This is a genomic window from Myxococcales bacterium (assembly GCA_016703425.1).
Lineage (GTDB): Bacteria > Myxococcota_A > Polyangia > Polyangiales > Polyangiaceae > JADJCA01.
Genome location: JADJCA010000013.1, coordinates 266,361 through 290,689 on the forward strand (window position 1 = coordinate 266,361; position 24,329 = coordinate 290,689).

At 68.0% G+C, this 24,329-nt stretch carries 22 protein-coding genes, 1 tRNA gene and 1 pseudogene; 8 read left to right on the top strand and 16 right to left on the bottom strand.

The window, feature by feature from the left end; genetic code table 11:
* Positions 1 to 199 precede the first annotated feature (199 nt).
* The 7 genes from IPG50_26070 to IPG50_26100 all read right to left on the bottom strand — a co-directional run bounded on the left by IPG50_26070 (position 200) and on the right by IPG50_26100 (position 5,725).
* A complete protein-coding gene (locus IPG50_26070; protein ID MBK6695648.1) occupies positions 200 to 1,300 on the bottom strand; it encodes a serine/threonine protein kinase in 1,101 nt (366 codons plus the stop codon).
* Between the two features lie 156 nt (positions 1,301 to 1,456).
* Entirely contained in the window at positions 1,457 to 1,654 is a 198-nt protein-coding gene (locus tag IPG50_26075) for a hypothetical protein (protein ID MBK6695649.1), read from the bottom strand.
* A complete protein-coding gene (locus tag IPG50_26080) occupies positions 1,647 to 1,973 on the bottom strand; it encodes a hypothetical protein (protein MBK6695650.1) in 327 nt (108 codons plus the stop codon). Before IPG50_26080 ends, IPG50_26075 begins: the two co-directional genes overlap by 8 nt.
* On the bottom strand, positions 1,970 to 2,185 hold the full coding sequence (locus IPG50_26085; GenBank protein MBK6695651.1) for a hypothetical protein: 216 nt from the start codon (positions 2,183 to 2,185) through the stop codon (positions 1,970 to 1,972). Before IPG50_26085 ends, IPG50_26080 begins: the two co-directional genes overlap by 4 nt.
* Positions 2,186 to 2,229: 44 nt before the next feature.
* Positions 2,230 to 2,303: transfer RNA gene (locus IPG50_26090), tRNA-Ile, on the bottom strand.
* Between the two features lie 167 nt (positions 2,304 to 2,470).
* Entirely contained in the window at positions 2,471 to 3,790 is a 1,320-nt protein-coding gene (locus IPG50_26095) for a hypothetical protein (GenBank protein MBK6695652.1), read from the bottom strand.
* Positions 3,791 to 3,853: 63 nt separating this feature from the next.
* Positions 3,854 to 5,725: a bifunctional homocysteine S-methyltransferase/methylenetetrahydrofolate reductase gene (locus IPG50_26100; GenBank protein ID MBK6695653.1), complete on the bottom strand. Its 1,872-nt coding sequence runs from the start codon at positions 5,723 to 5,725 to the stop codon at positions 3,854 to 3,856.
* Between the two features lie 33 nt (positions 5,726 to 5,758).
* Here IPG50_26100 and IPG50_26105 point away from each other — a divergent pair, with 33 nt between their 5' ends.
* A complete protein-coding gene (locus IPG50_26105) occupies positions 5,759 to 7,819 on the top strand; it encodes an FAD-binding oxidoreductase (GenBank protein ID MBK6695654.1) in 2,061 nt (686 codons plus the stop codon).
* Between the two features lie 5 nt (positions 7,820 to 7,824).
* On the opposite strand, the pseudogene IPG50_26110 reads toward IPG50_26105, so the two are convergent.
* A pseudogene (locus tag IPG50_26110) lies at positions 7,825 to 8,165 on the bottom strand (histidine triad nucleotide-binding protein).
* Between the two features lie 164 nt (positions 8,166 to 8,329).
* Here IPG50_26110 and IPG50_26115 point away from each other — a divergent pair.
* Positions 8,330 to 9,739 (top strand): serine/threonine protein kinase, encoded by a 1,410-nt coding sequence (locus tag IPG50_26115; protein ID MBK6695655.1) that lies wholly within the window; start codon positions 8,330 to 8,332, stop codon positions 9,737 to 9,739.
* Positions 9,740 to 9,786: 47 nt separating this feature from the next.
* Positions 9,787 to 10,698 carry a PEGA domain-containing protein gene (locus IPG50_26120; protein ID MBK6695656.1) on the top strand — a complete coding sequence of 304 codons (912 nt, stop codon included), beginning with the start codon at positions 9,787 to 9,789 and terminating at the stop codon, positions 10,696 to 10,698.
* Positions 10,699 to 10,793: 95 nt separating this feature from the next.
* Here IPG50_26120 and IPG50_26125 read toward each other — a convergent pair whose 3' ends face one another.
* Complete coding sequence (locus IPG50_26125) at positions 10,794 to 11,213, bottom strand: hypothetical protein (protein MBK6695657.1); 420 nt, start codon at positions 11,211 to 11,213, stop codon at positions 10,794 to 10,796.
* Positions 11,214 to 11,502: 289 nt separating this feature from the next.
* Between IPG50_26125 and IPG50_26130 the strand changes: the two genes are divergently transcribed.
* On the top strand, positions 11,503 to 13,380 hold the full coding sequence (locus tag IPG50_26130) for an adenylate/guanylate cyclase domain-containing protein (GenBank protein MBK6695658.1): 1,878 nt from the start codon (positions 11,503 to 11,505) through the stop codon (positions 13,378 to 13,380).
* 164 nt (positions 13,381 to 13,544) lie between these two features.
* Here IPG50_26130 and IPG50_26135 read toward each other — a convergent pair whose 3' ends face one another.
* From IPG50_26135 to IPG50_26155, 5 genes are all read right to left on the bottom strand, one after another.
* The gene (locus IPG50_26135; protein MBK6695659.1) at positions 13,545 to 14,039 is read right to left on the bottom strand and encodes a hypothetical protein; all 495 of its coding nucleotides are present in this window, start codon (positions 14,037 to 14,039) and stop codon (positions 13,545 to 13,547) included.
* Positions 14,032 to 15,144, bottom strand: a complete 1,113-nt coding sequence (gene prfA, locus IPG50_26140; protein ID MBK6695660.1) for a peptide chain release factor 1 — start codon at positions 15,142 to 15,144, stop codon at positions 14,032 to 14,034. The genes IPG50_26135 and prfA overlap by 8 nt, the downstream gene beginning before the upstream one ends.
* A 2-nt stretch (positions 15,145 to 15,146) precedes the next feature.
* On the bottom strand, positions 15,147 to 16,220 hold the full coding sequence (locus tag IPG50_26145) for a DUF1385 domain-containing protein (GenBank protein ID MBK6695661.1): 1,074 nt from the start codon (positions 16,218 to 16,220) through the stop codon (positions 15,147 to 15,149).
* 325 nt (positions 16,221 to 16,545) lie between these two features.
* Complete coding sequence (rpmE, locus tag IPG50_26150) at positions 16,546 to 16,758, bottom strand: 50S ribosomal protein L31 (protein MBK6695662.1); 213 nt, start codon at positions 16,756 to 16,758, stop codon at positions 16,546 to 16,548.
* 116 nt (positions 16,759 to 16,874) lie between these two features.
* Positions 16,875 to 17,387 carry a single-stranded DNA-binding protein gene (locus IPG50_26155; protein MBK6695663.1) on the bottom strand — a complete coding sequence of 171 codons (513 nt, stop codon included), beginning with the start codon at positions 17,385 to 17,387 and terminating at the stop codon, positions 16,875 to 16,877.
* 174 nt (positions 17,388 to 17,561) lie between these two features.
* Between IPG50_26155 and IPG50_26160 the strand changes: the two genes are divergently transcribed.
* The 4 genes from IPG50_26160 (at position 17,562) to IPG50_26175 (ending at position 21,617) form a co-directional block, all read left to right on the top strand.
* Positions 17,562 to 18,287, top strand: coding sequence for a glycosyltransferase family 2 protein (locus IPG50_26160; GenBank protein ID MBK6695664.1), 726 nt, complete (start codon positions 17,562 to 17,564; stop codon positions 18,285 to 18,287).
* Between the two features lie 6 nt (positions 18,288 to 18,293).
* Positions 18,294 to 18,659, top strand: a complete 366-nt coding sequence (locus IPG50_26165) for a hypothetical protein (protein ID MBK6695665.1) — start codon at positions 18,294 to 18,296, stop codon at positions 18,657 to 18,659.
* A 9-nt stretch (positions 18,660 to 18,668) separates the two neighbouring features.
* Complete coding sequence (locus IPG50_26170) at positions 18,669 to 20,417, top strand: glycerol-3-phosphate dehydrogenase/oxidase (GenBank protein ID MBK6695666.1); 1,749 nt, start codon at positions 18,669 to 18,671, stop codon at positions 20,415 to 20,417.
* A 171-nt stretch (positions 20,418 to 20,588) separates the two neighbouring features.
* Positions 20,589 to 21,617 (top strand): hypothetical protein, encoded by a 1,029-nt coding sequence (locus IPG50_26175; protein MBK6695667.1) that lies wholly within the window; start codon positions 20,589 to 20,591, stop codon positions 21,615 to 21,617.
* Here IPG50_26175 and IPG50_26180 read toward each other — a convergent pair.
* On the bottom strand, positions 21,574 to 22,926 hold the full coding sequence (locus IPG50_26180) for a sigma 54-interacting transcriptional regulator (protein MBK6695668.1): 1,353 nt from the start codon (positions 22,924 to 22,926) through the stop codon (positions 21,574 to 21,576). The two genes, IPG50_26175 and IPG50_26180, sit on opposite strands and share 44 nt — an antisense overlap.
* A gap of 112 nt (positions 22,927 to 23,038) precedes the next feature.
* Entirely contained in the window at positions 23,039 to 24,151 is a 1,113-nt protein-coding gene (locus tag IPG50_26185) for a tryptophan 2,3-dioxygenase (GenBank protein MBK6695669.1), read from the bottom strand.
* Positions 24,152 to 24,329 lie beyond the last annotated feature (178 nt).

The window sequence follows — 24,329 nt, forward strand, 5'->3', positions numbered from 1 at the left end:
GAGCGCCGTGCCCTTCCCGTTGTTGCCCTAGTTGAGCAACATGGGGGTCTCCCGATCCAGCGCCTTTTCCGGTGAAAACGGACGAAAGTGCTACTGGGTAAGCGCCACAACCACCAAGATGCCGAGCACTACAACGGCCCCTACAATGGCTGGGATCAGCCATGCGGGACGCCCGGAAACGGGCAAGACCAGCGGCTCTTCACGGGACGCAGCGAAGGCCTGATCCATCGCCATGGCGCCTTGAGCGCCCCCCGGCCACGAGAGCGGCTGGCGGAGGCGCGGCAAACGGATCCGCCGCCGCCTCGAGCGCGCCCACCTTGGGAGCCATGGCACGGGGCAGCGCGTCTTGAACCTGGGCGCCGAGCGCCTGCTCCGACGTCACGGCCCACACCTTGTGATCACCCGCGAGGCCGTATGCGTGACCGAGCGCGTCGGCGAAGGCGCCCACGCTCGGCGTCCGGTGCGCCGGATTCTTTGCGAGGCCCAGGTCCAGGACGTCGTCCATGGCTGGCGGAATCGGCGACGGCGCATCCTTCCCCTTCACCGTGGCCGGTAGCGGATCTTGCGTGAGGATCGCGAGGAGGATCGAAGGGCCGTTGTGGCCGCCGAAGGGGACGCTGCCGGTGATGCACTCGTAGGCGATGGCGGCGAGGGCGAAAACGTCCGCGCGCGCGTCGAGGGTGTCGAGTCCCTGAGCCTGCTCGGGCGCCATGTAGTACGGCGAGCCGATCGTGGTGCCGAGCACCGTGAGCTTCTTCGCGTCCGTGTTCTTGTCTTTCACCGAACCGAAGTCGAGAATTTTTACGACGTCGCCCTCACGGGTTCCACAGAGAAACAGGTTGTCGGGCTTGAGATCGCGGTGAACAACTGGCTGCCCGTGCGCGGCGTCGAGGCCAATGGCGACCTGCGACATCATACGAACGAGCTTCTCGGGCTTGAGAAACTTGTCGCGCTTGAGGACCACGCGGAGCTCCTCGCCATCGAGGAACTCCATGGCCAAGAGCCACACCTTGGAGGTGAGGTCCTGCTGGAAGTCGAGGACCTTGACGATGTGGTCATGGGGCAACCGCGAGCTGATTTGGTACTCGCGCTTGAAGCGCTCCAGCGAGACGTCATCGCGCGAGACGTCGTCGTGGAGGACCTTGAGTGCGATGCGCGTGTCGGATTGCTTGTCGACGCCTTCGTAGACGCGCCCCATGCCGCCATCGGCCACGACGCGCCGAATCTCGTAGCGCCCCGCGAGCCGCGAGCCGATGCGGGCGTCCTGGTCGGGCGCGACGGGCACGAGGCTCGTCGACATGAGTGGCGTCCCATCGCTCGGACAAAAGCCCGCGTCGTTGGGAAAACTACGCTGGCATTTCGGACAGCTCTTCACCGGGCGCTCTGCTCGTTCGGCGCGAGAATCATCGCGTCGACGTTGGTAGGTTCGTTTGGGTCATCGCCCAGCGCTTGACCATCATCCACCGGCCGCAGTGGGTGGGGCGACGAAGTAGATGAGGCGGAAGCACGAAGGGCACTGCTCCAGGAGCGGTTCGCGACGCAGGCGATGAAAGAGCTGCGGCGGCAGCGACATGTGGCACGCGCGGCAAGTGCCGTCGGTGGTTTGCGCGATGGCGGAGCCCTTCTTGCCTCGGACCGTCTCGTACTTACGCAAGAGCTGCGGGGGAAGCTTCTTCTGGGTCGCCTCGCGCTTGGCGAGGTACTCGGCGCGGCCCGTTTCGATCTCGGCGATACGCGCCTGCGCGGAGCCCCTCGGTGGACCCGAGCTCGGCCCGGACCGTGGCGGCTTCACCGTCGCTGCTCTCGATCTGGAGGCGCACCGCGTCGGCGTCGGCCGTCGCGCGATTCGCGTCGACCTCGCGATCGCGAACCAGCTTGCGAAGCTCCTCTAGCTCACGCTGCGCCGCGTTGGTCTCGCGCTCGTTGCGCGCCCGATTCATCTTGTCGCGCGAGTGGTCGATCTGTCCGCTCAAGGTGCGCAGCTCGCCAACCATTTCGTTGCGCGTCTTCTCCAGCAGCGCGAGCTGCGCGCGATCGGCGAGAAGCTTGTCATCGAGACGCTAGGGGTCGCCTTCATGCCGTCGAGGCCGGCGCGCTCGAGGCCGAGCTTGTCGTCGAGAATCTTGAGCTCCGCGTCGATGGCGGCAAGCTCTTCGAGGGCTGCGATGTGGTCGGGGATGCTCAAGCGGCGGCTCCTCTGTACGGCAAAGACGAAGAAGAAAATGGACGTGGGCCCACCTGGGTTCGAACCAGGAACAGCCCGGTTATGAGCCGGGGGCTCTGACCGATTGAGCTATGGGCCCCAAACGCGGGGCAGACGACGCCAGAAACGGTGCTTCGCGCTGAGCGGGCGGGCCTTGAACAAAGTCGAGTCGCAGACGAATAGGGCACTCACGCTCTCCTGCACGACACCCGCGAGGGCGGCCGCGGCTCAGCGGCGAGCGGAGCCTAGTCCAACCGCGACGTGCATTCAACGCTCGCAGAGCACGAGATGTGCCTCGGCACCGCGGTCAGTGACCGACGCGCCGATGATCATGACATCACTAGGAGAAGCTGGCTTCGCCCCCTTTGGCAGGGCCCCGTCGCGCAAGAACGGTCCGAAGGCCGCGGCGGAGCGCCCGACGAGCGGGCGCACGCCATCGAAGGCCGCCTCGGGAAACGAGCGCGGGCTCGGTTCGGCGGCGTCCGCCACGGCGTCCTGAGGTACGAGGTGCGTGCGCTCCGCGGGGTCGCCCACGAGCACAAGGCCATCGCCGCCCGGTGGCACGAGGAGCGGCTCGCGACCGCCGACGCCGTCGCGGAGAAGGACGCGCGCCGCCTCAAGGCCAAGGCGGCCGTCACTGAGCTTCGCCACTTGCCTCACGAGGCGAGCACCACGCGCGTCTCCGACATCGTCGCGCATGAGCACGAGGGCGAAGTTGTCACCGGCGCCAAGGTCGAAGTCGGTCACCCGCGAAGGCTCGAGGCGCACGCTGGCGGCCACGTCGCCGGCGCGGGTCACGTGCGTGATCTCGACCCATCGGATTTCGCGCGCTTCCGGCGACCTCTCCAAGTAGTCTGCCCCGCCGTCCGCCTCAGCGGCGCGCGCGATCCACGCGACGAAGACGCCGCCCTGCCCGTCGCCGACGAGCCGCGGCGACTCGGCATCGCTGCGCGGCGGCGAGATGACAAGCGGCGCGCCGGCGTCGCCGGTGGCCCAAGCGCCGCGAATCACGCCGACGCCGCGGTCGTCATCGTCCCATGCCGCGAAGGCCGCGTCGCCGCTCGTTGTAACGTCGAAGGCCAGCGACTCGTCCTTCGACTGCGCGAAAGATGCCACCTCGGTACCGGGCGACGCGACCGCTTGGAGCACGAGGCGACGAGAGGTGCGCGTTGAAACGAGCCGTGCCGACATCAGTTGCTCACGCAAGAAGAACGCGTGCGGCGCCGGATCATCGCCGGTGGCGGAGCCAAGCTCGGCGAGCGTCGGCTCGGCACCGATGGTGAACGACGCGACGGCCGCCAAGCTGCCGCCGTCTCCGCTGCGGGCGAGGCCGATGGCCACCGTTCCCTTGGCGTCGATGGCCGCCTCGCCGACGCTGATGGCCCCGCCGATGGCGAGTCGTCGCGGCGGCGACGCCGCGCGGCAGCGCGGTTTGACGAGGCCACCGTCGGCCATTCGTACGGGCTCTGCGGTCTCCGACTCCGCGTGATGGACTGGCTTCTCCATCGTACGCACCAGCACCCAAGCGGCGACGAAGGCCAGCAGGGCAACGAAGAGCCATGTGAGGCGGTCGGACGACTTTGCCATCGCCGCGTCTCGCCTCAGCTCACGAGCGCGCGCGGAGACGCGAGGGGACGCCCCGCGAATCCGTCAACGACCTCGAGCAAGCTCGTAGCGTTCGAGCGGCGGCATGACGTACGCGCCGACCACTCGATCGTGAACGGCGGAGAGCATCTCGCGCGCGATGGCGACGCCCTCTTTGCGTGCGGCGGCGCCGGTGCCGGCTCGGCGCATTCGTTCGCGCACCGACTCGGGCACCTGCATGCCGGGGACCTCGTTGTGCAAGAACTCCGCGTTGCGGTAGCTCGCCAAGGGCAAGAGGCCCACGAGGACCGGCAGCTTCAAATGGGCGATGTCGTCGAGGAAGCGGAGGAGCACCGCCGGATCGTAGACGGGCTGCGTCATCACGAGCTCGGCGCCGGCGGCCTTCTTCTGGGCAAGGCGCTCGAGCTCGCGTTGATAGTTGAGCGCTGCCGGTTCGGCGCCGGTGGCGAGGACGAAGCTGGTGGTGGCACCTAGCGGCTTTCCGCCTGGGTCGATGCCGTGGTTGAGCCGCGCCGCGAGCTTCAGGATGCCGATGGAGTCGAGGTCGTAGACGGGCGTTGCGTCGGGGAAGTCGCCCATCTTGGGCGGATCGCCGGTGATGATGACGAGGTTGCGAACGCCGAGATCGTGGGCACCCAAGAGGTGCGCGAGGGTCCCGAGAAGGTTCCGGTCGCGACCGCAGACGTGCAAGATCGTTTCGACCTCGGCTTCGCGCTGCATGCGCACGGCGAGAGCGAGGTTGCTCATGCGCGACTGCGCCCGTGCACCGTCCGCGATGTTGATGACGTCGACGGTCTTCTTGAGCATCTTCGCGGCGTCGATGGCGCGCTTGGGGTCGATGCCAATGGGAGGGTTCACTTCTACCGAGACGACGAACGTGTGGCCGAGCTTCTCGGCGAGCGTGCTTCGTTTTGCAAATGGCACCGGATCGTGGCCTGTTGCCGCGACCGCGAGCATGCTCCCGACGCTAATGGCCGTGGCGCTGTCAGCCCGCTCGCGGGCCTCGTCGTGATCGTCGGAGGCGCCCACCATGCGCGCCGAAGCGGCGATGCGGCGCACGTGCTCCGGCGTGGTGCCGCAACATCCACCCACGAGGTGAACGCCAAGTTTGTACATGCGGCGCGCGTAGACGCCGAAATACTCGGGCGTGGAAACGTAGACGAGGCGGTCGTCGACGCGGTGAGGCAAGCCGGCGTTGGGAAGCGCACAAACGGGAACGCCGGCGGAGAGCATCCGCTCGACCGCCGCGAGAACGTGCATCGGACCATCGGAGCAGTTGACGCCAACGGCTGACGCTCCCCAATCGACCATCATGCGCGCGATGTCGGCGGCGTCGGTGCCGTCGGCCATGCGGCCGTGCTCGTCGAGCGACGCTGCGGCGATGACCGGCAGCTTCCCCCCCGACGCTTCGACGGCGGCTTCGATGGCGACGCGCAGCTCCGCCGTCTGACGCACCGTCTCGACCATGAGGACGTCGACGCCGCCTTCGACGAGCACCTGGGCCTGCTCCAACAGGGCGCGCTTGACCTTTGCGAGGTCGTCGGCGCTCGCTTCGCCGAGAAAATATCCGCTGGGGCCCATGGCACCGGCAACCCACGCGCGCGAAGCGGCGGCCTCTTTGGCGAGCCTGCAGGCGGCGAGGTTGAGCTCGCGGATGCGCTTGTCGAAGCCGTGCTTCTCGAGGCGCATGGCGTTGGCGCCGAAGGAGTTGGTTTCGATCAGCACGGCACCGGCCGCAAGGTAGTCCTCGTGGATCTTTCGCACGAGCTCCGGGCGCGAAACGTTGAGCTCCTCGAAACACGCGCTGTAGAGGACGCCGCGCTCGTAGATCTGCGTTCCCATGGCGCCGTCGCCGACGAGAAAGTCGGTCTTGAGCGCGTCGAGAAACGGACGTCCCGGTGTGAAGCGCGAAGCCATGATGGGCGCATGTATACTCCAGATTGAGGCCCCGTGACGCAGCGCCATCTCCACACGGCCGATCTGGCCCGCGACCTCGCGGCGGCTTTGCCCGGTCTCGAAACGAGCACCAACGAGGCCGATCGCTCAAGCTACGGCCGCGACCTTTGGCCTCGCCACCACCTTGCGGTGCGCTCCGGGGTGGCCACATGGAGCAAGCCGGCGCTTGTCGCCTGGCCGCGCTCGACGGAAGAGGTCGCGACGCTCGTGCGCTTTGCGGCGCGGCGCAGCGTGCCCGTAGTCCCTTTCGGTGCTGGCAGCGGCGTGTGTGGCGGCGTCCTGCCCGGTGAGGATGCGCTCGTGCTCGACCTGAAGCGCCTCGCATCGTGGGATACCTCGGCGGCGCACCACGGCTCGCGAAGGAGACTCGCCGCCGACGCTGGCGTCCTCGGGATTCACCTCGAGGAGGCGCTAGCTCGCGAGGGGCTCACGTTGGGCCACTTCCCGTCCTCGATCTTGTGCAGCACCGTCGGCGGCTGGGTGGCCACGCGCAGCGCGGGGCAATGCTCCGGGTACTACGGCAAGATCGAAGACATGGTGATGGCCGTTGAGTGTGTGACCGGCGAAGGCGAGATCGTCACCTTGCCTCGGCGTCGCTACGGGCCCGATCTGTCGGCCCTCGTCGTTGGCAGCGAAGGCTCGCTCGCGGTCATCACGCGCGCCGACCTGCGCGTTCATGCGGCGCCTCAGGGACGCACTTTCGGCGCTTACGGATTTCGTGACGTCGCGGCGGGTCTCGAGGCGATGCGCTCCATCTACCAGAGCGGCCTTCGGCCTGCCGTGTGTCGCCTGTACGATCCCTTCGACGCGAGCCTCGCGCGCGCAGGGCGCGTTCGAAAGGAGCAGAGCGCGCTGACGCGAAGCCTGAAACACCGAGCGCTTCGCGCCATGTTGTCTCGCCCTCGGTGGATGAACCGTGCCGTGCACGGCCCCTTCGGCGATCACCTTTTCGGGGAGCCGCTCTTGGTTGTCATGTTCGAGCGCGAGACCCACGAAGAGGCGGAACGCGACATCCGCGACACGAACGCGCTGCTCGCCTCCGGCGGCGCCCGATACGAAGGAGAATCCCCTGCCCGCTCTTGGTTCGAGCACCGCTACGCGGTCAGCTATCGCCAGGCGCCGGCCATCGCCACGGGGCTGTTTGTCGACACCTGCGAGGTCTCGGCGCCGTGGTCGAAGCTCCTTGAAACCTACGACGCCGTACGGGAGGCGGCGCGCGACGAGGCCTTCGTCATGGCCCATTTCAGCCACGCTTATCCTGACGGATGCTGCATCTACTTCTCTTTCGCTGGCGGCGCCGCGCCGGGCGTCAGCGACGGTGACTACGAGGCGTCGTCGGCCCGCCGCTACGGGGCGCTCTGGCAGAAGCTCATGACCGCGGCACAGGGGGCCGGCGCGACCGTCTCACACCATCACGGTGTGGGTCGCTCGAAGGCGGCGGGCTTCGCGCGCGAGATCGCGGGCGGACAAGCGGCGCTTCGCTCGCTCAAGCGCGCGTTTGATCCCCACGGGATCTTGAACCCTGGGGTCCTGTGTCCCCTCGATACACAGGAGGCGGAGCCTCCGGCAGTCGCGCTCGCGGCCCACGGCGAGTTCGAGCTCGACGACGAGAGCCAGCTCGTCTTCGCGAAGGGCTCCCTTCGCCTTGGTGAACTGCGGCGCGCGCTGGGTTCGCGGCTCTCGGTGCGGGGTCACGCACCGGACGAGAGCGTGACCGTCGCCAACTGGCTCGCGACAGGTGCGCCCGGCAGCCCCGATCCCTGGGACGATCCGGTGGACCACCTCGTCGCTGGCATCTCGCTCACGTTGCCCATCGGGACGGTCACGATCCCCAGGGCCCCCCGGCGCGCCACGGGCCCCGATTTCGGGGCGCTGGCCGTTGGAGCGCGCGGCGAGTTCGGCGCAACCATCGACAGCGTATGGCTCCGCGTGGACGACGCGTCGCGCACATCCCGAAGCCGTGCCGAGCCCGATGGGCCGGCCGACGATCCGACCGTCTCACCGCTCGAAGCGAAGCTCACGGCCCGCGTCCGACGCGAAGTGGGGGCCGGGTAGCGCTCTCAACCGGGCGGCCACGCCAGGGCACGACCGGCAAGCACGTGCGCGTGCAAATGAAACACACTCTGCCCGCGTCTTCCCCGTTGTTCAAGACGACGCGGAAGCCGCCTGGACCGAGGCCCAGTTGATCGGCAACGGCCTTCGCGCCGAGAAGCACTTGGCCCAGCAGCTCGGCATCGTCGCCCCTGGCGTGATCGATGCGCTCGATATGCTTCTTGGGAATGACCAAGACGTGGGTCGGCGCCACGGGGCGCAGATCGTGAAACGCAACGACGTGCTCGTTTTCGAAGACGAGCTTCGACGGGATGTCTTTCTTGGCGATCTTGCAGAAGATGCAGTCCATCGGCGAACGCTACAGGGCTTCGGGGCGAGAGCCGAGGGCTCCGTCGGCAGCGCAACGGGTTCGACGACAATGGCCGGAACACCGCGCCGGCCCCGCCGCTGTGCGTTGGTGTGTGCGCCACACAAAGGCGACCTTCGAAGGGGGAGGCGCTAATCTGTGGAGCGATGGACTCGCGGATCGTCGATCGCTACGCAGTCCACGGAGTGCTCGCGTCCGGCGGCATGGCGACGGTGCACTTTGGCCGTCTTCGCGGCCCCGTGGGCTTCTCCCGCACCGTGGCCGTGAAGCGGCTGCTCCCTCAGTTCGCGTCCGATCCCGAGTTCGTGGCCATGTTCGTGGACGAAGCACGCCTGGCGGCGCGCATAAGGCACCCGAACGTAGTGCCCACACTCGACGTCGTAACCGAAGGCGACGAGATCTTCATCGTGATGGAGTACGTGCACGGGGAGTCGTTGGCGCGGCTGATTCAGCTCGCTGGGCAGGCGAAGACCCGAATGCCGACGCGCGTCGCCTGCGCCATCGTTCGCGACATGCTGAGCGGCCTCCAAGCGGCGCACGAGGCGCGCGACGAGCGCGGCGCAGCGCTCGGCATCGTCCACCGCGACGTGTCGCCGCAGAACGCCATCGTCGGGACTGACGGCGTCACGCGCCTCCTGGATTTTGGCGTGGCCAAAGCGCGCGGCCGCTCGCAGGTTACGCGGGAGGGGCAAGTCAAGGGCAAGCTCGCGTACATGGCGCCAGAGCAATTGCTCGGTGACCAGATGACCCGCAGCGTCGACGTGTTTGCCGCCGCAGTCGTGCTCTGGGAGGTGCTCACCGGCCGGCGCCTCTTTCGCGCCGACAGCGAAGGTCACGTCGTGACGCGCATTCTGCACGGCAACATCGACTTGCCGAGCGCCGTTGTACCTGAGCTGGGAGCAAGCTTCGACGAGGTCGTCATGAAAGGCCTCGCGCGTGATCCGGAGGCGCGCTTCGCGTCCGCACGAGACTTCGCCCAGGCGCTCGCGCAGGCCGGCGACATGGCCGACGCGGCCGAGGTCGGCGACTGGGTGGCGCGCACCGCCAGTGGCAGCCTCACCTGGCGAACGGAGCGACTCGCCGAGGTGGAACGCGACTCGCTCCGCCTCCTCAAGGCGGCGCCGCCCGCTCTGCCGACCGACGCGGTGAGCCACACGGAAATGGGCACGCTCACGCAAGCGACGACGGTGGCCGAGACGAGGATGTACCCGAAGTCGGAGCGAAGGGCGGCGTCGCGACGCTGGGCGCCGCTGCTGGCGGCGGCGGCTGCGCTCGGGGTCGGAATCGTCGCGGTTGCCGTCGCGCGTGGACCGAAGGCCGGGGGCCAGTTAGCGAAAGCGGAGAGCCCGGCCCCAAAGGAACGGCCCTACGAGGCAGACGCCGCCGTAGCGACCGCCGATGCGGTCACGCCTGGCGGAGCGGCTACGGAGACGGCCTCACCGGCGCGACCCGACGCCGATGACTCGAAGGCCCGCATACCCGTGCAGCGCCCGGCAAAAAAGCCTCCTCCCAAACCCAGTCGACCCGCACCGGTCGCCATTCCCGATCGGCTGTGATGCGCCGCGTGACGCCTTCGCCGTTGGGAGTCGCGTTCGCCTGTGCGGTGTCGCTTTGGCTCGCGGCCAGCGAGGCGGCGGCGCAGAAGGCAGCGCCTGGCAAGGGCGCGGGCTCGGCCGAAACGGCCCCCGCCGCCCGAGCCGCAGCGCTCAAAGCCAGCGGTGACGAAGCGCTCGACAGGAAGCGCTTCAGGGAGGCACTTGCGGCCTACGACGCATCGCTCGCGCTGGGCGCCGACCCCGCGCTGCTCTTCAACCATGGCCGCGCCCTGGAGTTTCTCGCGCGCTATCCGGCGGCGCTCGCCTCCATCGAAGAGTTCGACGCCAAGGCCACGCCAGCGCTGCGCGCGCGCGTCCCCGGCCTTGCGACGCTGCTCGCCGATCTGAAGACCCGCGTCGCGACGATCGCCATCAAGTGCGCGAGCGCCGGCGCTCGCGTCCTCCTCGACAAGCGCGAGCTTGGGACCTGCCCGCTCGCGCCGACGCTGCGAGTCAATGCGGGGCGCCAGGTCCTTGAGGTGATCGCGGAAGGGGCCTTCCCCTATCGGCGCGACATCGACCTCAAGGGCGCCGCGGTAACGGAGATCGACGTTCAGCTCACGTCACGCGACGCAAGCGGACTCTTGGTGGTGAAGAGCTCGATGGCCGGCGTGCGCGTGCGCGTCGACGAACGTGACCTCGGCCTCGCGCCGGCAGAGACGGGCCTGTTGCCAGGAACGCACCAGGTGACGGTGGGCAAGGACAGCTACGAGACTGCGTCGACGCAGGTGGTCCTCGGCCGCGGGGAGCGCAAGGAGCTCGTCCTCGACCCCATCGCGAGGCCGGGCCTGCTGACGCGTTGGTGGTTTTGGACCGCCATCGGAGTCGTCGCCGCCGGCGCAACGACGTCCGTCATCTTGCTGACGACGGAGCGGTCGCCGGGGAGCGGCGATTTTTCGCCTGGGCGCGTCACGCAGTAGTCGCGTCTCTTAGGCGACGCCCCGTCGACGTCGCGCGAAGACGGAAGACCCATGCGATCGCAAACGCCTTGCTGGCCGGCGAGCCGTCAACGCCCTCACGGCACCGGGATTTCCGTCCACGCAGACGTGGCGCGGCCTGATGGCGCAAGCGTGGGTCGGAGCGCATCCCAGCGAACGAACACGCTTCGGAAGCGAAGGTTCGAGAAGCCCGGCGCCCCAAAGGAGATGCCGCGGTCGGACAGGAGAAAGGTCTTGGCGAGGTTCTTCTGGGCGGCCTCGGCGCTCATGATGGCCTTCAGCTCGACCTTGTCGGCGTCGGTCATGTCGCGCGTCCCCATGGCGTCGATGGCGACCTGGATGGCCGCCGCGAGCTCGGCGTCCTTGCCCGGCGTGAGCACGTCGCCGAACAGCTCGATCTTCGAGCCGTCCGTCAGCATGAGGTTGAGGCGTTGACTCGCAGCGAAGCGAACGCCGTCGTTGGGGAGCATGACGGTGAGGCCCGCATAGATGGACACGAGATCCCTTCGTACGACGTTGAAGCCGGAGCTGCCGGTGACCGCTTGGGTTGGCGCGGCGACTACTGAACGGCGGCGTCCATGAGGCCGAGCCGCTTGTCGATCAACGCCTCGAGGCGAGCGTCGGCGAGGCCGAAGATCTCCGCCGAGCCGAGGGTGACTTGGCAGCCTTGCTCGGTCTTATCCTGGTGAAACGAGACCGCCAGCGGGCGACCATCGGGGTGGCTCGGCGCGATCGGGAGGAGCAGCAGAGCGGGTGGTGCGCGGCGCGTGATAGCCTCGCCGAACCATGAGCGACAATGCGCTCGTCGCCGGACCGCCGAGCCTACGCGCGTTCTTGGGGCGGCATCCGTGGCCCGAAGAGTGGCTGAAGAAGGCAGCACCGCTCGATTGCCTCTGGCACTTCGAGATCGCCGCGCGACCCGAGGAACTCTGGCCGATCGTGAGCGACACGTCCCGAATGAACCGCGCGATGGGCGTCTCGCGCATGCAGTTCACCGAAAAGGACGGTGTGCTCCAGGGCTCCAGCGTGAACGCGGGCTTCGAGCAGCGCTGGGTCGAGGTGCCTTGGCGTTGGGTCGCGGAGCGGGGCCTCGAGAGCACGCGCGTCTACGAACGCGGCTTCGCCTTCGTCGGGAGGGGCATCTTTGAGATGGCGATGATTGGCGAGGAGCGTACGCGCTTCGACGTCTATTTCGGTTGGGTGCCCCGCGGCCTTGTTTCCCGCGCCCTCCTTCGCATCGGCATGTCGAGCTTGAAGAGGCAGTTCGGCCGCGTACTCGGTGAGATCGAGGCCGACGCTCGCGCCGGGCGCCCCGTGCTGGCGCCAGTGCGCGAGTCGCGCATGCCCATCTCGCCCGACGGGGCGGCGCGCCTCGAGAGCCTCGCCACGAGGCTCACGAGCCAAGGCACCGCGGTCGACGTCGTCCGCAAGCTCGTCGACTTCATCAAGATGGCCGAGGACGGTGAGCTCTATCGCGTTCAGATCCTGCCTCTTGCGCGCCGCTGGCAACTTGATGCGGACGCGCTCTTGAGTGCATGCCTTCGCGCAACGCGGGTGGGCCTCCTCGAGCTCAGCTGGGACGTCATCTGCCCGCACTGCCGCGGCGTCCGAACGGAAGCGAGAATGCTCGGCGAGATCCCGGCGAAGGACACCTGCGAGCCATGCGGAATTGACTTTTCGACGAACGGCAACAACGCCGTTGAGATCACCTTTCGCGTCCACCCTTCCATTCGCGAGGTGGAGCGTGTCTTCTATTGCAGCGCCGAGCCAGCGTTCAAGAAGCACATTCAAGTGCAGCAGGTCGTGGGGCCCGGGAGCGAGCTCACTCTTGAGACGGCGCTGCGACCGGGCAGCTATCGGCTACGCGTCGGAGCGGAGACCGACGCAGCAACGCTCGAAGTCGGCGGCGTCAGCGACGCCCGTGAGATCCGGTGGCGGGCGTCGCAGGCCAAGGATGACGTCCGTGCGGCGCCCGAGCCTACGCTTGTGCTCGTGAACGATACCGACGCGCCGCTCGCTTTCGTCGTCGAAGGGCGAAACTGGGCCGATGAAGCGCTGCGGCCGGACCGGCTCCTCAACTTTTCCGAGTTCCGTGATCTCTACAGCGAGGCGTACATCGGGTCCGACGTGCAGCTCTCCGTGGGAAAGCAGACGGTGCTGTTCACCGACGTCGTCGGTTCCACAGCGCTCTACGCGTCTCGCGGCGACCCGGGCACCTTCGTGGACGTGAAGCGACACTTCACGGAGATCTATGCGGTCATTCGCGAATGCCGAGGCGTGGTCGTCAAGACCGTCGGCGACGCCGTCATGGCGGCCTTCGCCGAGCCCGTCGACGCGCTGCGCGCGAGCCGCGGCATCCACCAATGTTTCCCGCCGGGGCGAGCTGACTTGGCCATTCGCGTCCGCGTCTCGCTGAACACGGGCCCGTGCATCGCCGTGAACCTCAACACGGGGATGGACTTCTTTGGGAACACGGTCAACGTGGCCGCCAAACTCCAGGCCTTCGCCGGCGCCGGCCAGACGTCGTTCTCGGGAACAACGCTCGACCAGCCCGACGTCCGTGCGTACCTCGACGGAGAGAAGGCCGTTCTCGTAGAAGCTCGTTACCGCGTGCCGGGGGCCGCCAACGATATGCTCGTCTTGCGCTGGGACGTGAACCCGTGAACGACGGCGGCGAAGGTTCGTGCGGCGCTGTTAAAGGCGCGTGAGACCACGACGCCCCATCCTCAAGGGGCCATCTGCGAGCGCGGCGCGAACGGCAAGTGTGGCTTCCGGCAAGCGCCCGCGCTGGCCGCCTGCCTCAGTCCCCGACCTGTCACCGGCACCGCCTATTCTTCAGCGGGCGCCGACACCGACGCGCGGGGCGCGGGCCTCGGCGTCATGGCGCCCATGGCTATCGGTAGCCGCCGCAAGGTGTGCTCCACCACAACGCGATCCTCGTCGGCGCATTGAATCGCTTCGCCGCCGAGCCGCGCGACGAGGAACCGAACGACGGCGCACTCGGCAACACTGACGTCGATGCGCCTCGAGTACGAGATGCGCGGAAGCTCGTAGGTGAGCATGAGTCGGCCCGCGGTTTTTGACGGCGCAACGCGCACGTCACGCGCGCCGCCGCCGGCGAGCTGGCGAACGGCCGTACGGAGCGCGATGGCACGTCGACGCGCCCGCTTCAGGCGCGGATCAGAGAAGAGCGAGAACATCTTGTTGCGCGAGTAGAGGTTTGGAATGACCGACATCGCCACGACGAGCGCGTCTTCGTCGAAACCTGCGAGCAACTCGGCGAGCTTGGGGCCCGCCTCAGGGTCGGCCTCCCGCTCACTCATCGTCGAACGACCCTCCCCCAAGGCCACCGGTGCGGGGCGCGGCGCCGGCGTCTTGCAACAGAGCCGCCTGCCGCTCGGCGCGCAGTGCGGAGATGACCTCCGTGAGGTCCCCTTCGATGATGCGATCGAGCTTGCTCAGAGTGAGCTTGATGCGGTGGTCGGTGACGCGGTTCTGCGGATAGTTGTACGTGCGAATCTTCTGGCTGCGCTCGCCGGTGCCGACCATGCCTCGCCGCTCGGCGGAGACAGCGGCTTCTTGTTTCTCGCGTTCAATGTCGAGCAGGCGGCTCCGCAGGACCTTCAGGGCCTTGGCCTTGTTCTTGAGTTGCGAGCGCTCGTCCTGGCACTTGACGATGATACCCGACGGCTTGTGGAGGATCTGCACCGCGCTGTTGGTGGTGTTGACGCCTTGCCCGCCGGGGCCCCCGCTGGCGGCGATGGAGATCTCGAGATCCTTCTCGTCGAGCTCCACGTCGACGTCGTCGGCTTCGGGGAGAACCGCAACGGTAGCCGTTGACGTGTGGATGCGGCCCTGCGCCTCTGTGGCCGGTACACGCTGCACGCGGTGCACGCCGCCCTCGAAGCGCAGCTCGGCGTAGACCTCTTTGCCGGAGATGAACGCGATCACCTCCTTGATGCCGCCGCTAGCGCTCTCGCTCATGCTCGCGAGTTCGACGCGCCAGCCGCGGGCCTCGGCGAAACGCGAGTACATACGAAAGAGGTCGGCGGCGAAGAGCGACGCCTCTTCTCCACCTTCACCGGCGCGAATCTCGAGGATCGTGTTCTTGCGCTCGTCGGGATCGGGCGGGATGAGGAGGAGCTGGATGGAGCGCTCGAGGTTGCCACGCTCGAGGTTGAGGTCCGAGATCTCCAGGGCCGCTAGCTCTCTCAGCTCAGGGTCGGCGAGCGCCTCTTCGGCTTCACGGAGCTTTCGTTCGAGGTCGCGGTAGCGGCGAAACTCGTTCACCACCGGCTCGATCTCGGAGCGCTCCTTGTTGAGCTTGGAGAGCTTCGTGCGGTCCGAGAGGACGTCTTGCTGGCAGAGCAGATCGTCGAGTTCGGTGTATCGCCGCGAGAGCTGCTCGAGCTTGTCGATGGGGAGCATGCTTATTCCGCGAAGGCAGGCGCGGCAACGGGCGATGACGCTCGCAAGCTGACGGCGGCGGCCAAGGCTTCGTAGGAGGGAAACCGAACGTCGGCGGGCGCCACGTCAGCCTCGCGACCCTCTTCGCGGAAGAGCGTGGCGCGCAGCGACGCGAGGGCCACCTCGAGCTGGTCGTCATCGGGCTCGATGGTGGTGATCTTCTGCACCAAGAAGCCCGGCCACAAGAGCGCGCGGAGCGGCCCGGTGGTGCAGTAGCGCGCAAAGATTCGCTGCAGCTCAAAGGTGACCGACGCGATCACCGGCAAGAACGGGAGCTTCACGAGGAAGAAGGCGACGTTGTTGAGGAGGCGGCTCCCTGTGTCAATGCGCGGGAGGAAGCCGCCCACGGCGGTAAAGACGAGGATCGACACGAGCGCGACCATGACCAGGAACGTGGTGCCGCACCGCGGATGGAGCGTCGTCTTGGCGCGCGCGTTCTTCACCACGAGCTCTTCTTCCGCTTCGTAGGTGCTGATCGTCTTGTGTTCGGCGCCGTGATACTGAAACACGCGCCGGATGTCGGGGACGCGGCGAATGGCCAGCAAATAGCCCACGACAACGCAGAGCTTGAGGGCGCCGGTCATGGCTTGAAACGCCGGCGACTGCACCTCGAGGTTTAGGCCAAGCAAGCGGCTGACGCCTTCGGCGGCGGCCTGCGGAAGGGCGACAAAGAAGGCGACCGCGACGAGGGCCATCAAGAGCGAGCCCGACTTGCCCGACGTCGAGCGCACGCCTTCGCCATCCTGCGCCGTGGCGGCGGCAAAGACCGACAGGCCCAGCGCCGAGAACACGTTGAGCACCTTCGGAGGCGCCGCCTTCTCACGCTCTTCCGCTGCCAGATCCTGTTCCATCTGCTCGACGGAGAAGCGAAGCGCCTCACTGCCGAGCTTCAAGGACTCGACGAGCGACACGACGCCGCGGACGAACGGGAGCCGCGCCGCGCCCTTGCGACCGTCGAGGACGGCGCGCTCACGAACCACCAGCGAGCCATCCTTGCGACGCACGACGATGGCAAAGGACGTCGGGGCGCGCATCATCACGCCTTCGAGCACGGCTTGACCGCCGATGTACGGACGAGCGGGGCTCGCGGAGGTCTCTTGCTTCGCCATCGCCATAGACTAGTCCCAGAGATCGACTCAGTCGACCTCGCGTCCCGCCCGACGGCGCGACCGTTCGTTGGGCGGGAGATCCCGTTGGGCGGGAGATCTTTCGCTCGCGCTGACCGGCCACCCGAAGACCCGCGCGGCCTCCGCGACGGTCCCACATGGGCGCTGGGCCGTAAGCACGGCCCAGCCCGCCCGCGAACTCTCGCGACAAGGCCGGCGCGGCGCGCCGCAAACAGCGGCGCCCGACGCGACGGACTCAGGCCTTGGGGGCAGCCTTTTCGTAGCGCTTGCGGAAGCGATCGACCCGGCCAGCGGTATCCATCAGCTTCTGCGTGCCCGTGTAGAACGGGTGGCACGCCGCGCAGACGTCGACCTGAAAGTCACCGCGGGTGGACTTGGTGACGAAGCTGTTACCACACGCGCAGGCCACGGCGGCCGGCGGGTAGTTGGGGTGAATGCCTTCTTTCATGGTCTTTCTCCGAGGTCGCCCCGACCCCGCTCGTAAGTGCGGAGCGGATAGGGGCGGAGGGGGGCCGAAGAACTTAGTCGCGGAGTTCGCTCAGGGCAAGGGCCGTTCTCAGCCCGTCAGAACGGGATTTCGTCGTCGACGTCGAAGCCGGGACCCCCGTATTCGGGCTCCGCCGGCGCTTGCGAGGCTGGCTTGGCCGGTGCGCGTCCGCCGCCGCCGCCGCCGCGACTCTCACCGCCACCTCCGCCGCCACTCGACGACGGCCCGTCGTAGTCGCCGCGCCCTTCGCCAGCGCCGCGACGGCCCCCCGCAAGGATGATGTTGTTGGCGACGACCTCGGTTCGGTAGCGCTTTTCGCCGTCCTTTTCGTAGCTCGACGTGCGAATGCTGCCTTCGACGAAGATGCTCGAGCCCTTCGAGAGAATTTTCGAGAGCGCCTCGCCGCGTTTTCCCCAGACGGTCACCGAGTGCCACTCGGTCCGCTCCTGACGGGTGTTATTCCGGTCCAGGTAGGTTTCCGTCGTCGCGATGCGGAGCTTGAGGATCGATTGTCCGCCAGGGGTCACCCGGAGCTCCGGATCAGCGCCGAGGTTCCCGAGCAAAAGCACCTTGTTGAGTCCTTCGGCCATGACGTTCTCCGCGTTCGCACCGGCGGTCTAACCCGCTGGGATCGCCACCATACGTTGAGCGCCGCGGGCGTCAATGCGCAACGCGGACGGCGCCCCCGGGCTGCCTCCTGACGACGCCATGCTCAAGAGGTCTTGTCGTCGGGCGCCGGGTGCGAGTAAAAGCGAGGCCGGCGCATGGTCGAGCCCCGCATCTCCATCGTCATCCCGGTTTACAACGAGCAGGCCATCCTCCACGCCGCAGTGGTCGACCTGCGCGAGCGCCTTCGTCCGCTCGGCTGGTCCTACGAGATCATCCTCGCGGAGAACGGCTCAAAGGACCGCACCGTCGAAATCGCGCAAGACCTCGCGTCGAAATACGCCGACGCGACCGACGGTCAAGTGAAGCTCATGAGCCTCGGCGAGCCGAACTACGGCAAGGCCCTACGCCAAGGGATCCTGCTGGCCCGCGGCGAGATCGTGATCTGCGACGAAATCGACCTTTGCGACGTCGACTTCCACAGGCGCGCCGTCGAAGTGCTCGACAGCGGCGAAGCCGACTTGGTCGTCGGTTCCAAGCTCGTGGCCGGCGCCGAAGACGCGCGGCCGATGCTCCGTCACGTCGCGAGCCAGGCCTACTCGGGCATGCTCCGCGTCGTCTTGGGTTTCCGTGGGACCGACACCCACGGCCTCAAGGCCTTCCGGCGCTCGGCCTTGCTCGACACAGCGCGCGCGTGCCTCGTCGACAAGGACGTCTTCGCGAGCGAGTTTGTCATCCGTGCCGACCGAGGCGGCGTCCCCATTCGCGAGATCCCGGTGCACGTCATCGAGAAGCGCCCGCCGTCGATCAACCTCTTCAAGCGTGTTCCGAACGTCATGAAGAGCGTGGCCAAATTGGCGTGGGCCATCCGCGTGCGCGGCTGAGGCAACGTGACAGGAGCCGAGCGAATCCAGCGGATCGAGCGCGAGACGCGCTACGCGACGATGTCGCTGTTGCTCTTTGGCTCGCTCCACGCGCTCGGCCTCGCAGCGCTGTTCTGGATGAGCGCGAACCCGTGGAACGTGCGTGTCGCCATAGCGGGCATCGCGTGCCTCGTCTCGTACCTCGCGGCGTGGCTCGTGTGGCGCACCGCCGGCACCTTCGCCCTCGTGCTCGGAGTCGTCGCCATCGTCGGTTCGCTGGCGCGCCTCGCCATTCCCCTTGAGCTGAACGCGAGCGCCGCCGTCAGTGTCACAGTGACCGTGCTCTTCGCCGCCCCGCTCGTGCGCGCGCTCCTCGTCGTGTCGCGGAGCTAGCGGCCCAAGATGGCCACTCCCGAATCGTTTCCGCGCTCGTCGTTCGCGCCGCCGGAGCCTTCACCCGACGGCGGCCACCTCCCGACCGACGAGGGGCCGACGGAGGGCGACGTCGATGCCGTCATCATCGGCGGCGGCATCAACGGCACCGGCGTTGCGCGCGACCTCGCACTGCGGGGCGCCAAGATCGTGCTCTACGAGCGCAACGATCTCGCCTTCGGTGCCAGCGGCAACTCGAGCGGCATGATCCACGGAGGCGTCCGCTACCTCTCAAAGAGTCCCAAGGTTACCCGCGAGGCCTGCCAAGACTCGGGCTACATCCAGCGCATCGCGCCGCACCTTCTGTTTCGCATCCCGTTCTTGATGACCGTCAAGGCGGGCGCCGCGGGCCGCGTGATGCTGGAGTTGGTTGACGCGTATTTTCGCGCTTACGACGACTTTCAGCCGCTCAAGCGCGGCAAGCCCCACACGCGACTCTCGGCCGACGACATGGCGGCCCTCGAGCCCGGCCTAAGCGCGCAGGTTTCCGGCGGCGTCGCCTTCGACGAGTGGGGCGTCGACGGGGCGCGCCTCTGCGTGCTCAACGCGCTCGACGCGGAAGGCCACGGCGCCCGCATCTTCACGCACACGTCCGTGGAGTCCATCGCCAAGGCGCCACCGGCCGGCGCCGGCGCGCCGCTCCGGTACATTGTTCGTGCGCGCGATCGACTGACCGGCGCGCGGCGTTCGCACTCGGCACGTGTCGTGGTGAACGCCACCGGCGCGTGGGGCCCCATCACGGCGGCCTTGGGCGGCGTGCACTCGCCGAAGGTGCGTGTACGACCTGGAAAGGGCATTCACGTCGTCTACGATCGTCGCCTCTCCAACTACGGCGTCATCAGCGAGACCATCGATGGTCGCCAGGTGTTCGTCTACCCCTGGGAGAACGCCAGCGTCCTCGGGACCACCGACGACGACTACTTCGGCGACCTCGACGACGTTGCGGCGACGAGCGAAGAGGTTCGCTACTTGGTGCAGGCCATCTCCCGCGTGTTGCCATCGATCCGCGCGGCGCGGGCCATCGGCACCTACGCGGGTGTGCGGCCAACGCTCTACGAATACGGCCCCAACGAAGACGAACTCTCGCGCGAGCATGCCATCGTGGATCACGTCGCCGACGGCGCGCCAGGCGTCTACAGCATGATCGGGGGCAAGCTCGCGAGCTTTCGCCTCTTCGCGGAAGAGCTCTCGGCGCTCGTGGCGCCGCTCATCGCCCCTGGCACACGCTGCACCACGCACGAGCGTCCCCTGCCCGGCGGGAGCACCGTGCCCGACGCCCTCGGCTTCGCGGAGCGACTCTCGGCGTCACCGGTCGCGGCGCGGCGCCTCGTCTTTCGCCACGGCATTCGCACCGAACAGATCGCCGAGCGCATCGCACGCAATCCGGCCGAGAGCGCCGTCATCTGTGCCTGCGAGCCGATCCTCGAGGCGGAGGTGCGACACGTCATCGAGACGGAGGGCGCACGGACCGTCGACGATGTCTCGCGGCGCACGCGGCTCGGCCTCGGCGCTTGCGGCGGCATGCGTTGCGCGGCGCGATGCGCAGCCCTCGTCGGTCGCGCCCACGAGCTGTCACCGGCCGAATCGCTGGCGCAGGCCCGGCGCTTCCTGGTGCGACAGGCGCGTTCGCGCGTCGTCGCGCTGACCCCCGACCAAGCGCGACAGGAGGCGCTTTCGCTCGCGCACCTGAAGTCGTCGCTCGGCGAGGAGACGCCTTGAGGGCCGTCGTCATCGGTAGCGGCATCGCGGGCACCGCGGCGGCGTGGGCCCTCGCGAGACGCGGCGTCGCCACCACCATCGTCATGGGCGCCCCCCGGCGCAACGCAGCTCGCGCCCGGCGTCCTCGACGAGAGCGCCATCGGCGCACCGGCAGCGCCCGTTAGCGGAGCGGTGGGCGCGCTCCTCACGGCGCTCGGTGGATATGTTGCGAAGCCGTGTGCCGTCGCGACCGATGCGGGCGTTGTTCGAAGCGGTGCGGCGCGCGATGGCGCGCTCCTCGACGTCAGCGCACTCTCCGGCGAGGTCGCCGTGCCACGCTTCTCACGCGAAGGCTGGGACGCCGACGCGCTCGTTTGGCTATTGAGCGGCAGCGCCGCGACCAAAGGCCTCGCCTTAACGTTCCGCGCCATCGACGTCGGACTCGCGCGACTAAGCGACGAGCGCCACGTCGGCGACGCGGCGATGGCCGCGCGGCACGACGATCCGACTCGCCTCGCGTGGCTCGCAGAACGCCTTCGCCAGACCAACCACAAGGGCCCCTGGCTGCTGCCTCCGTGGCTCGGTCGCGACGAAGAGCGCGCGACGGCGCTCTCGAGCTCGCTCGGCGCGCCTTGCGGCGAGCTGGCGACGGGGCTCGCGGGCCCTTCGGGGTTTCGCTTCGGCGCAATGCGCGCTCGTGTCCTTGCCGCGGAAGGCATCGCCGCCGTGAGGGGCTTCGCAGAAGCAATCCGCGAGGGTGCCGATGACGTCGTGGTCACCGCAAGCAACGGAGCCCGGCTTCGCGTCGACGTGGTGGTGCTGGCGACGGGCGGCCTTGTCGGCGGCGGACTCGGCTACGCGCCCAGCGAAGCGGGCGTCGGCGGCGAGCTACCGCTTGAGCCCCGCCCTTTTCTTGTCGAGTCGTTGGCTTCGTCACGGGTCGGGGTCGACGACATGCCGCTCTTGGTGCCCGGCTCCATGTTCGGCCGAGCGCCGGAGACGATCGCGTGGCCCTTCGTCGCGCACGGCGCGCTCGAGCGCGGCGGTGCATTGATTCACGACGGCGGGCGGCTACGCGGGCGGCAGCGCATCTTCGCTGCCGGTGATGTCGTCGCCGATCAGGCCCGAACGTGGCTCGCAGCCGCCGCCTCGGGACTCGAAGCGGGCGCCGGTGCGGCTACTTTCGCGGCCGCGGAAGGTCGAGCGAGATCATCCGGTTGATGAGCGTGCGCCTCGAGATGCCCAGCAACTCGGCGGCCTTGGTCTGATTTCCGCCGACCTGGGTGAGCGCTCGGAGGATGCGCTCTTTCTCCTCCTCGTCACCGGCCGAGAGGGGCATGGCCGCCGGCGGAGGGACCGTCTCGCCACCGCCGGTGCTTGGTGCATCGTAGTAACCGCCGCCAAAGGACGGCACCTGCGGCACGGCGCCAACGCCCTCGAAGTGCAAGTCGGCCGTGTCGACGACGTCGCTCGTGGCAAAGAGCGCGGCGCGCTGCACCACGTTGCGAAGCTCGCGCACGTTGCCAGGCCACGGGTGAGCGGCGAGCTCCTTCACGGCGGCTGGCGAGTACCGCAGACGGCCCTTGCCCATCTCGATGGCCGCGTCGCGCAGAAAGACGTCAGCGAGGGGCGCGATCTCCTCGGTGCGATCGCGCAGCGGGGGGATGTGAATCGAGACGCCGTCGAGGCGGAAGAAGAGGTCCTGTCGAAAGCGGCCCGCACGTACCGAGTCGCGCAGATCCCGGTTGGTAGCGGCGACGAAGCGAACGTCGACGGTGCGCGGTTTGAGGCTACCGATGCGCGTCACCTCTCCACTTTCGAGAACGCGCAGCAGCTTCGCTTGCGTGGAGAGGGGAAGCTCGCCGACTTCATCGAGGAACAGCGTCCCTTCGTGGGCGCCCTCGACGAGGCCAACCTTCGCTTGGTTCGCGCCGGTGAAGGCGCCCTTCTCGTAGCCGAAGAGTTCCGACTCAAGCAGCGACTCGACGAGCGCCGCGCAGTTGACCTTGAGAAAGACCTTGGCCGCGCGCGGCGACTGCCGATGGATGCGCGAGGCGAGGACCTCTTTGCCAACGCCCGTTTCGCCGAGCAAGAGGACGCTGAGGCGGCTCCGCGCCGCCACGTCGAGCATCTGGTGCACTTTGCGCATCGTCGGCGACGCGACGACGAGCGGCTCTTCGCTGGGTGCGTTCGGGGGGCGCTCCGAAGCCTGCGCGTCGGCTTGCACCGCCAGCAGCGCCGACCCGAGCTCGAAGACGGTGCCGATGGGGAGCGCCACAGGCGTCCCGGGCACCAACGGCGCGCCGCTGACCCGTGTGCCGTTGGAGCTGCCAAGATCCTCGATGCGCAGCTCTGGGTCGAGGTGCAAGACGGCGTGCCGCCGCGAGACCGAGGCGTGCTCGATGCGCACGTCGGCCTCTTCGTCACGACCAATAACGAGCCGACCGCGTGGTGGCAGGTCAACGACGCGGCTACCGGCGCCCGACAGCACCACCAGGCGCCTCGGGGCTCGATCGCCACCACCGACGATATCCGTCGCGATGTCTCGCTCAAACCGACTCACGTTGGTGCGAGCATACCTGAATCGCGAAGGAATCTCCGCTTGAGATGCACCGCGGCGGGCGGTGCTGGGCCCCTAAAGCTTAGGCCGACGCGAACCCGTAGAAGGACCGTTCCGTCAATGCGGGCAGTTCGGCGTGACGAATGAGGATGGTGCGCACGGCCCATAGATCGCGGAAGACCCGGTACCGAAGCGCCGTTTGATCGAGGTAATCGACACCGCTCGAACCGCCGGTCCCCGTACGCCGCCCGATGATGCGCTCGACCATGCGCGCGTGGCGCTGGCGGAAGATGACAAACGCCTGCTCGAGAGAGAGAACGACATCGATGACCTCGCGCGGCCACGCGAGAAGTGGCAGCTCGCGGTAGCCCTCGATGAAGACCAAGGACGCACGCGCCCGGAGCGTCTTCGGGCGAACCGCTTCGTCGACGTCTTCGGCGAAGAGGAACGACCGTGCTGCGGCCATCTCCTTTTCGTAGCGAGCCGCGAGGCGCTCTTGGTCGGCCTCGGTCAGCGCATCGGTGCGCGCGAGCTCCATGGCCGCACGGGTCGCGCGTGCGTGGCCCTCCAGGTAGCTTTCGAGGAACGCCTTCACCCGCGCCGCGTCGTCGGGCTGCCCCGCAATAGAGCCATCGATGGGCGTACGGGCGAGCCAATCGGTCACGACTTCGCGCAGCGTCGGGCCGCCGGCGAGGCGCCGCGCGACGCGCTGCGACGCCGCAGTCTCCGCTCCGCCTTCGCCCTTGAGGGCGCTCATGTAGCTCTGCTCGTGCCCCAGCGGCATGCGCTCGCCCTCGGCGAGGCCGAGGAGGATCTCGAGTTCGCGCATCTGAGCCGACTGGAAGCCGCTCGCGGGGCTCAGCTTGTCTCGGAAGTCGAGGTAGTCGCGCGTCGTCATGGTCTCCATCAAGCTGAAGTGCGACTGGAGATGACCGAGCAGGTTCTCGACGCGCCGCAGGCCGCGTACGGCAGCCGCGAGGGCGTGCTCCGGCACGGGATTTTGCGCGAACAGGTCTCGCACCGCGGTGAGCTCGCGGAGGGCGAGCTTGAACCACAGCTCGTCGATCTGGTGGACCGTGATGAAGAGGACTTCGTCGTTCGACAACTTCGCATCCGAGTCCTCGAGCCCGCGTTGCAACGCGAGCAGCTCTTCGACACGGATGTAGTCCCAATAGGCGGTGGGCTTTCGAGCCATACGCGGGACGGTGCCACCAAGCGGCCCCCGCATGCAACGGGTACGGGCGGTGGCCTACCGTGGCCCCCCCTCGTCCTCACGCGCGCCGTCCTCCTCGTCCTCAAGGTCTCCGGCGGGACTCGAAGGACGATTCCGTGCGTCCAGAACCACATCCGACGACGAAGAGCGTGTGAGGGCC

Coding starts and splice junctions, on each gene's coding strand:
- IPG50_26070 (MBK6695648.1), bottom strand. CDS start 1,300: ATGTCGACGAGCCTCGTGCCCGTCGCGCCCGACCAGGACGCCCGCATC.
- IPG50_26095 (MBK6695652.1), bottom strand. CDS start 3,790: ATGGCAAAGTCGTCCGACCGCCTCACATGGCTCTTCGTTGCCCTGCTG.
- IPG50_26100 (MBK6695653.1), bottom strand. CDS start 5,725: ATGGCTTCGCGCTTCACACCGGGACGTCCGTTTCTCGACGCGCTCAAG.
- IPG50_26115 (MBK6695655.1), top strand. CDS start 8,330: ATGGACTCGCGGATCGTCGATCGCTACGCAGTCCACGGAGTGCTCGCG.
- IPG50_26130 (MBK6695658.1), top strand. CDS start 11,503: ATGAGCGACAATGCGCTCGTCGCCGGACCGCCGAGCCTACGCGCGTTC.
- IPG50_26135 (MBK6695659.1), bottom strand. CDS start 14,039: ATGAGTGAGCGGGAGGCCGACCCTGAGGCGGGCCCCAAGCTCGCCGAG.
- prfA (MBK6695660.1), bottom strand. CDS start 15,144: ATGCTCCCCATCGACAAGCTCGAGCAGCTCTCGCGGCGATACACCGAA.
- IPG50_26145 (MBK6695661.1), bottom strand. CDS start 16,220: ATGATGCGCGCCCCGACGTCCTTTGCCATCGTCGTGCGTCGCAAGGAT.
- rpmE (MBK6695662.1), bottom strand. CDS start 16,758: ATGAAAGAAGGCATTCACCCCAACTACCCGCCGGCCGCCGTGGCCTGC.
- IPG50_26155 (MBK6695663.1), bottom strand. CDS start 17,387: ATGGCCGAAGGACTCAACAAGGTGCTTTTGCTCGGGAACCTCGGCGCT.
- IPG50_26160 (MBK6695664.1), top strand. CDS start 17,562: ATGGTCGAGCCCCGCATCTCCATCGTCATCCCGGTTTACAACGAGCAG.
- IPG50_26170 (MBK6695666.1), top strand. CDS start 18,669: ATGGCCACTCCCGAATCGTTTCCGCGCTCGTCGTTCGCGCCGCCGGAG.
- IPG50_26185 (MBK6695669.1), bottom strand. CDS start 24,151: ATGGCTCGAAAGCCCACCGCCTATTGGGACTACATCCGTGTCGAAGAG.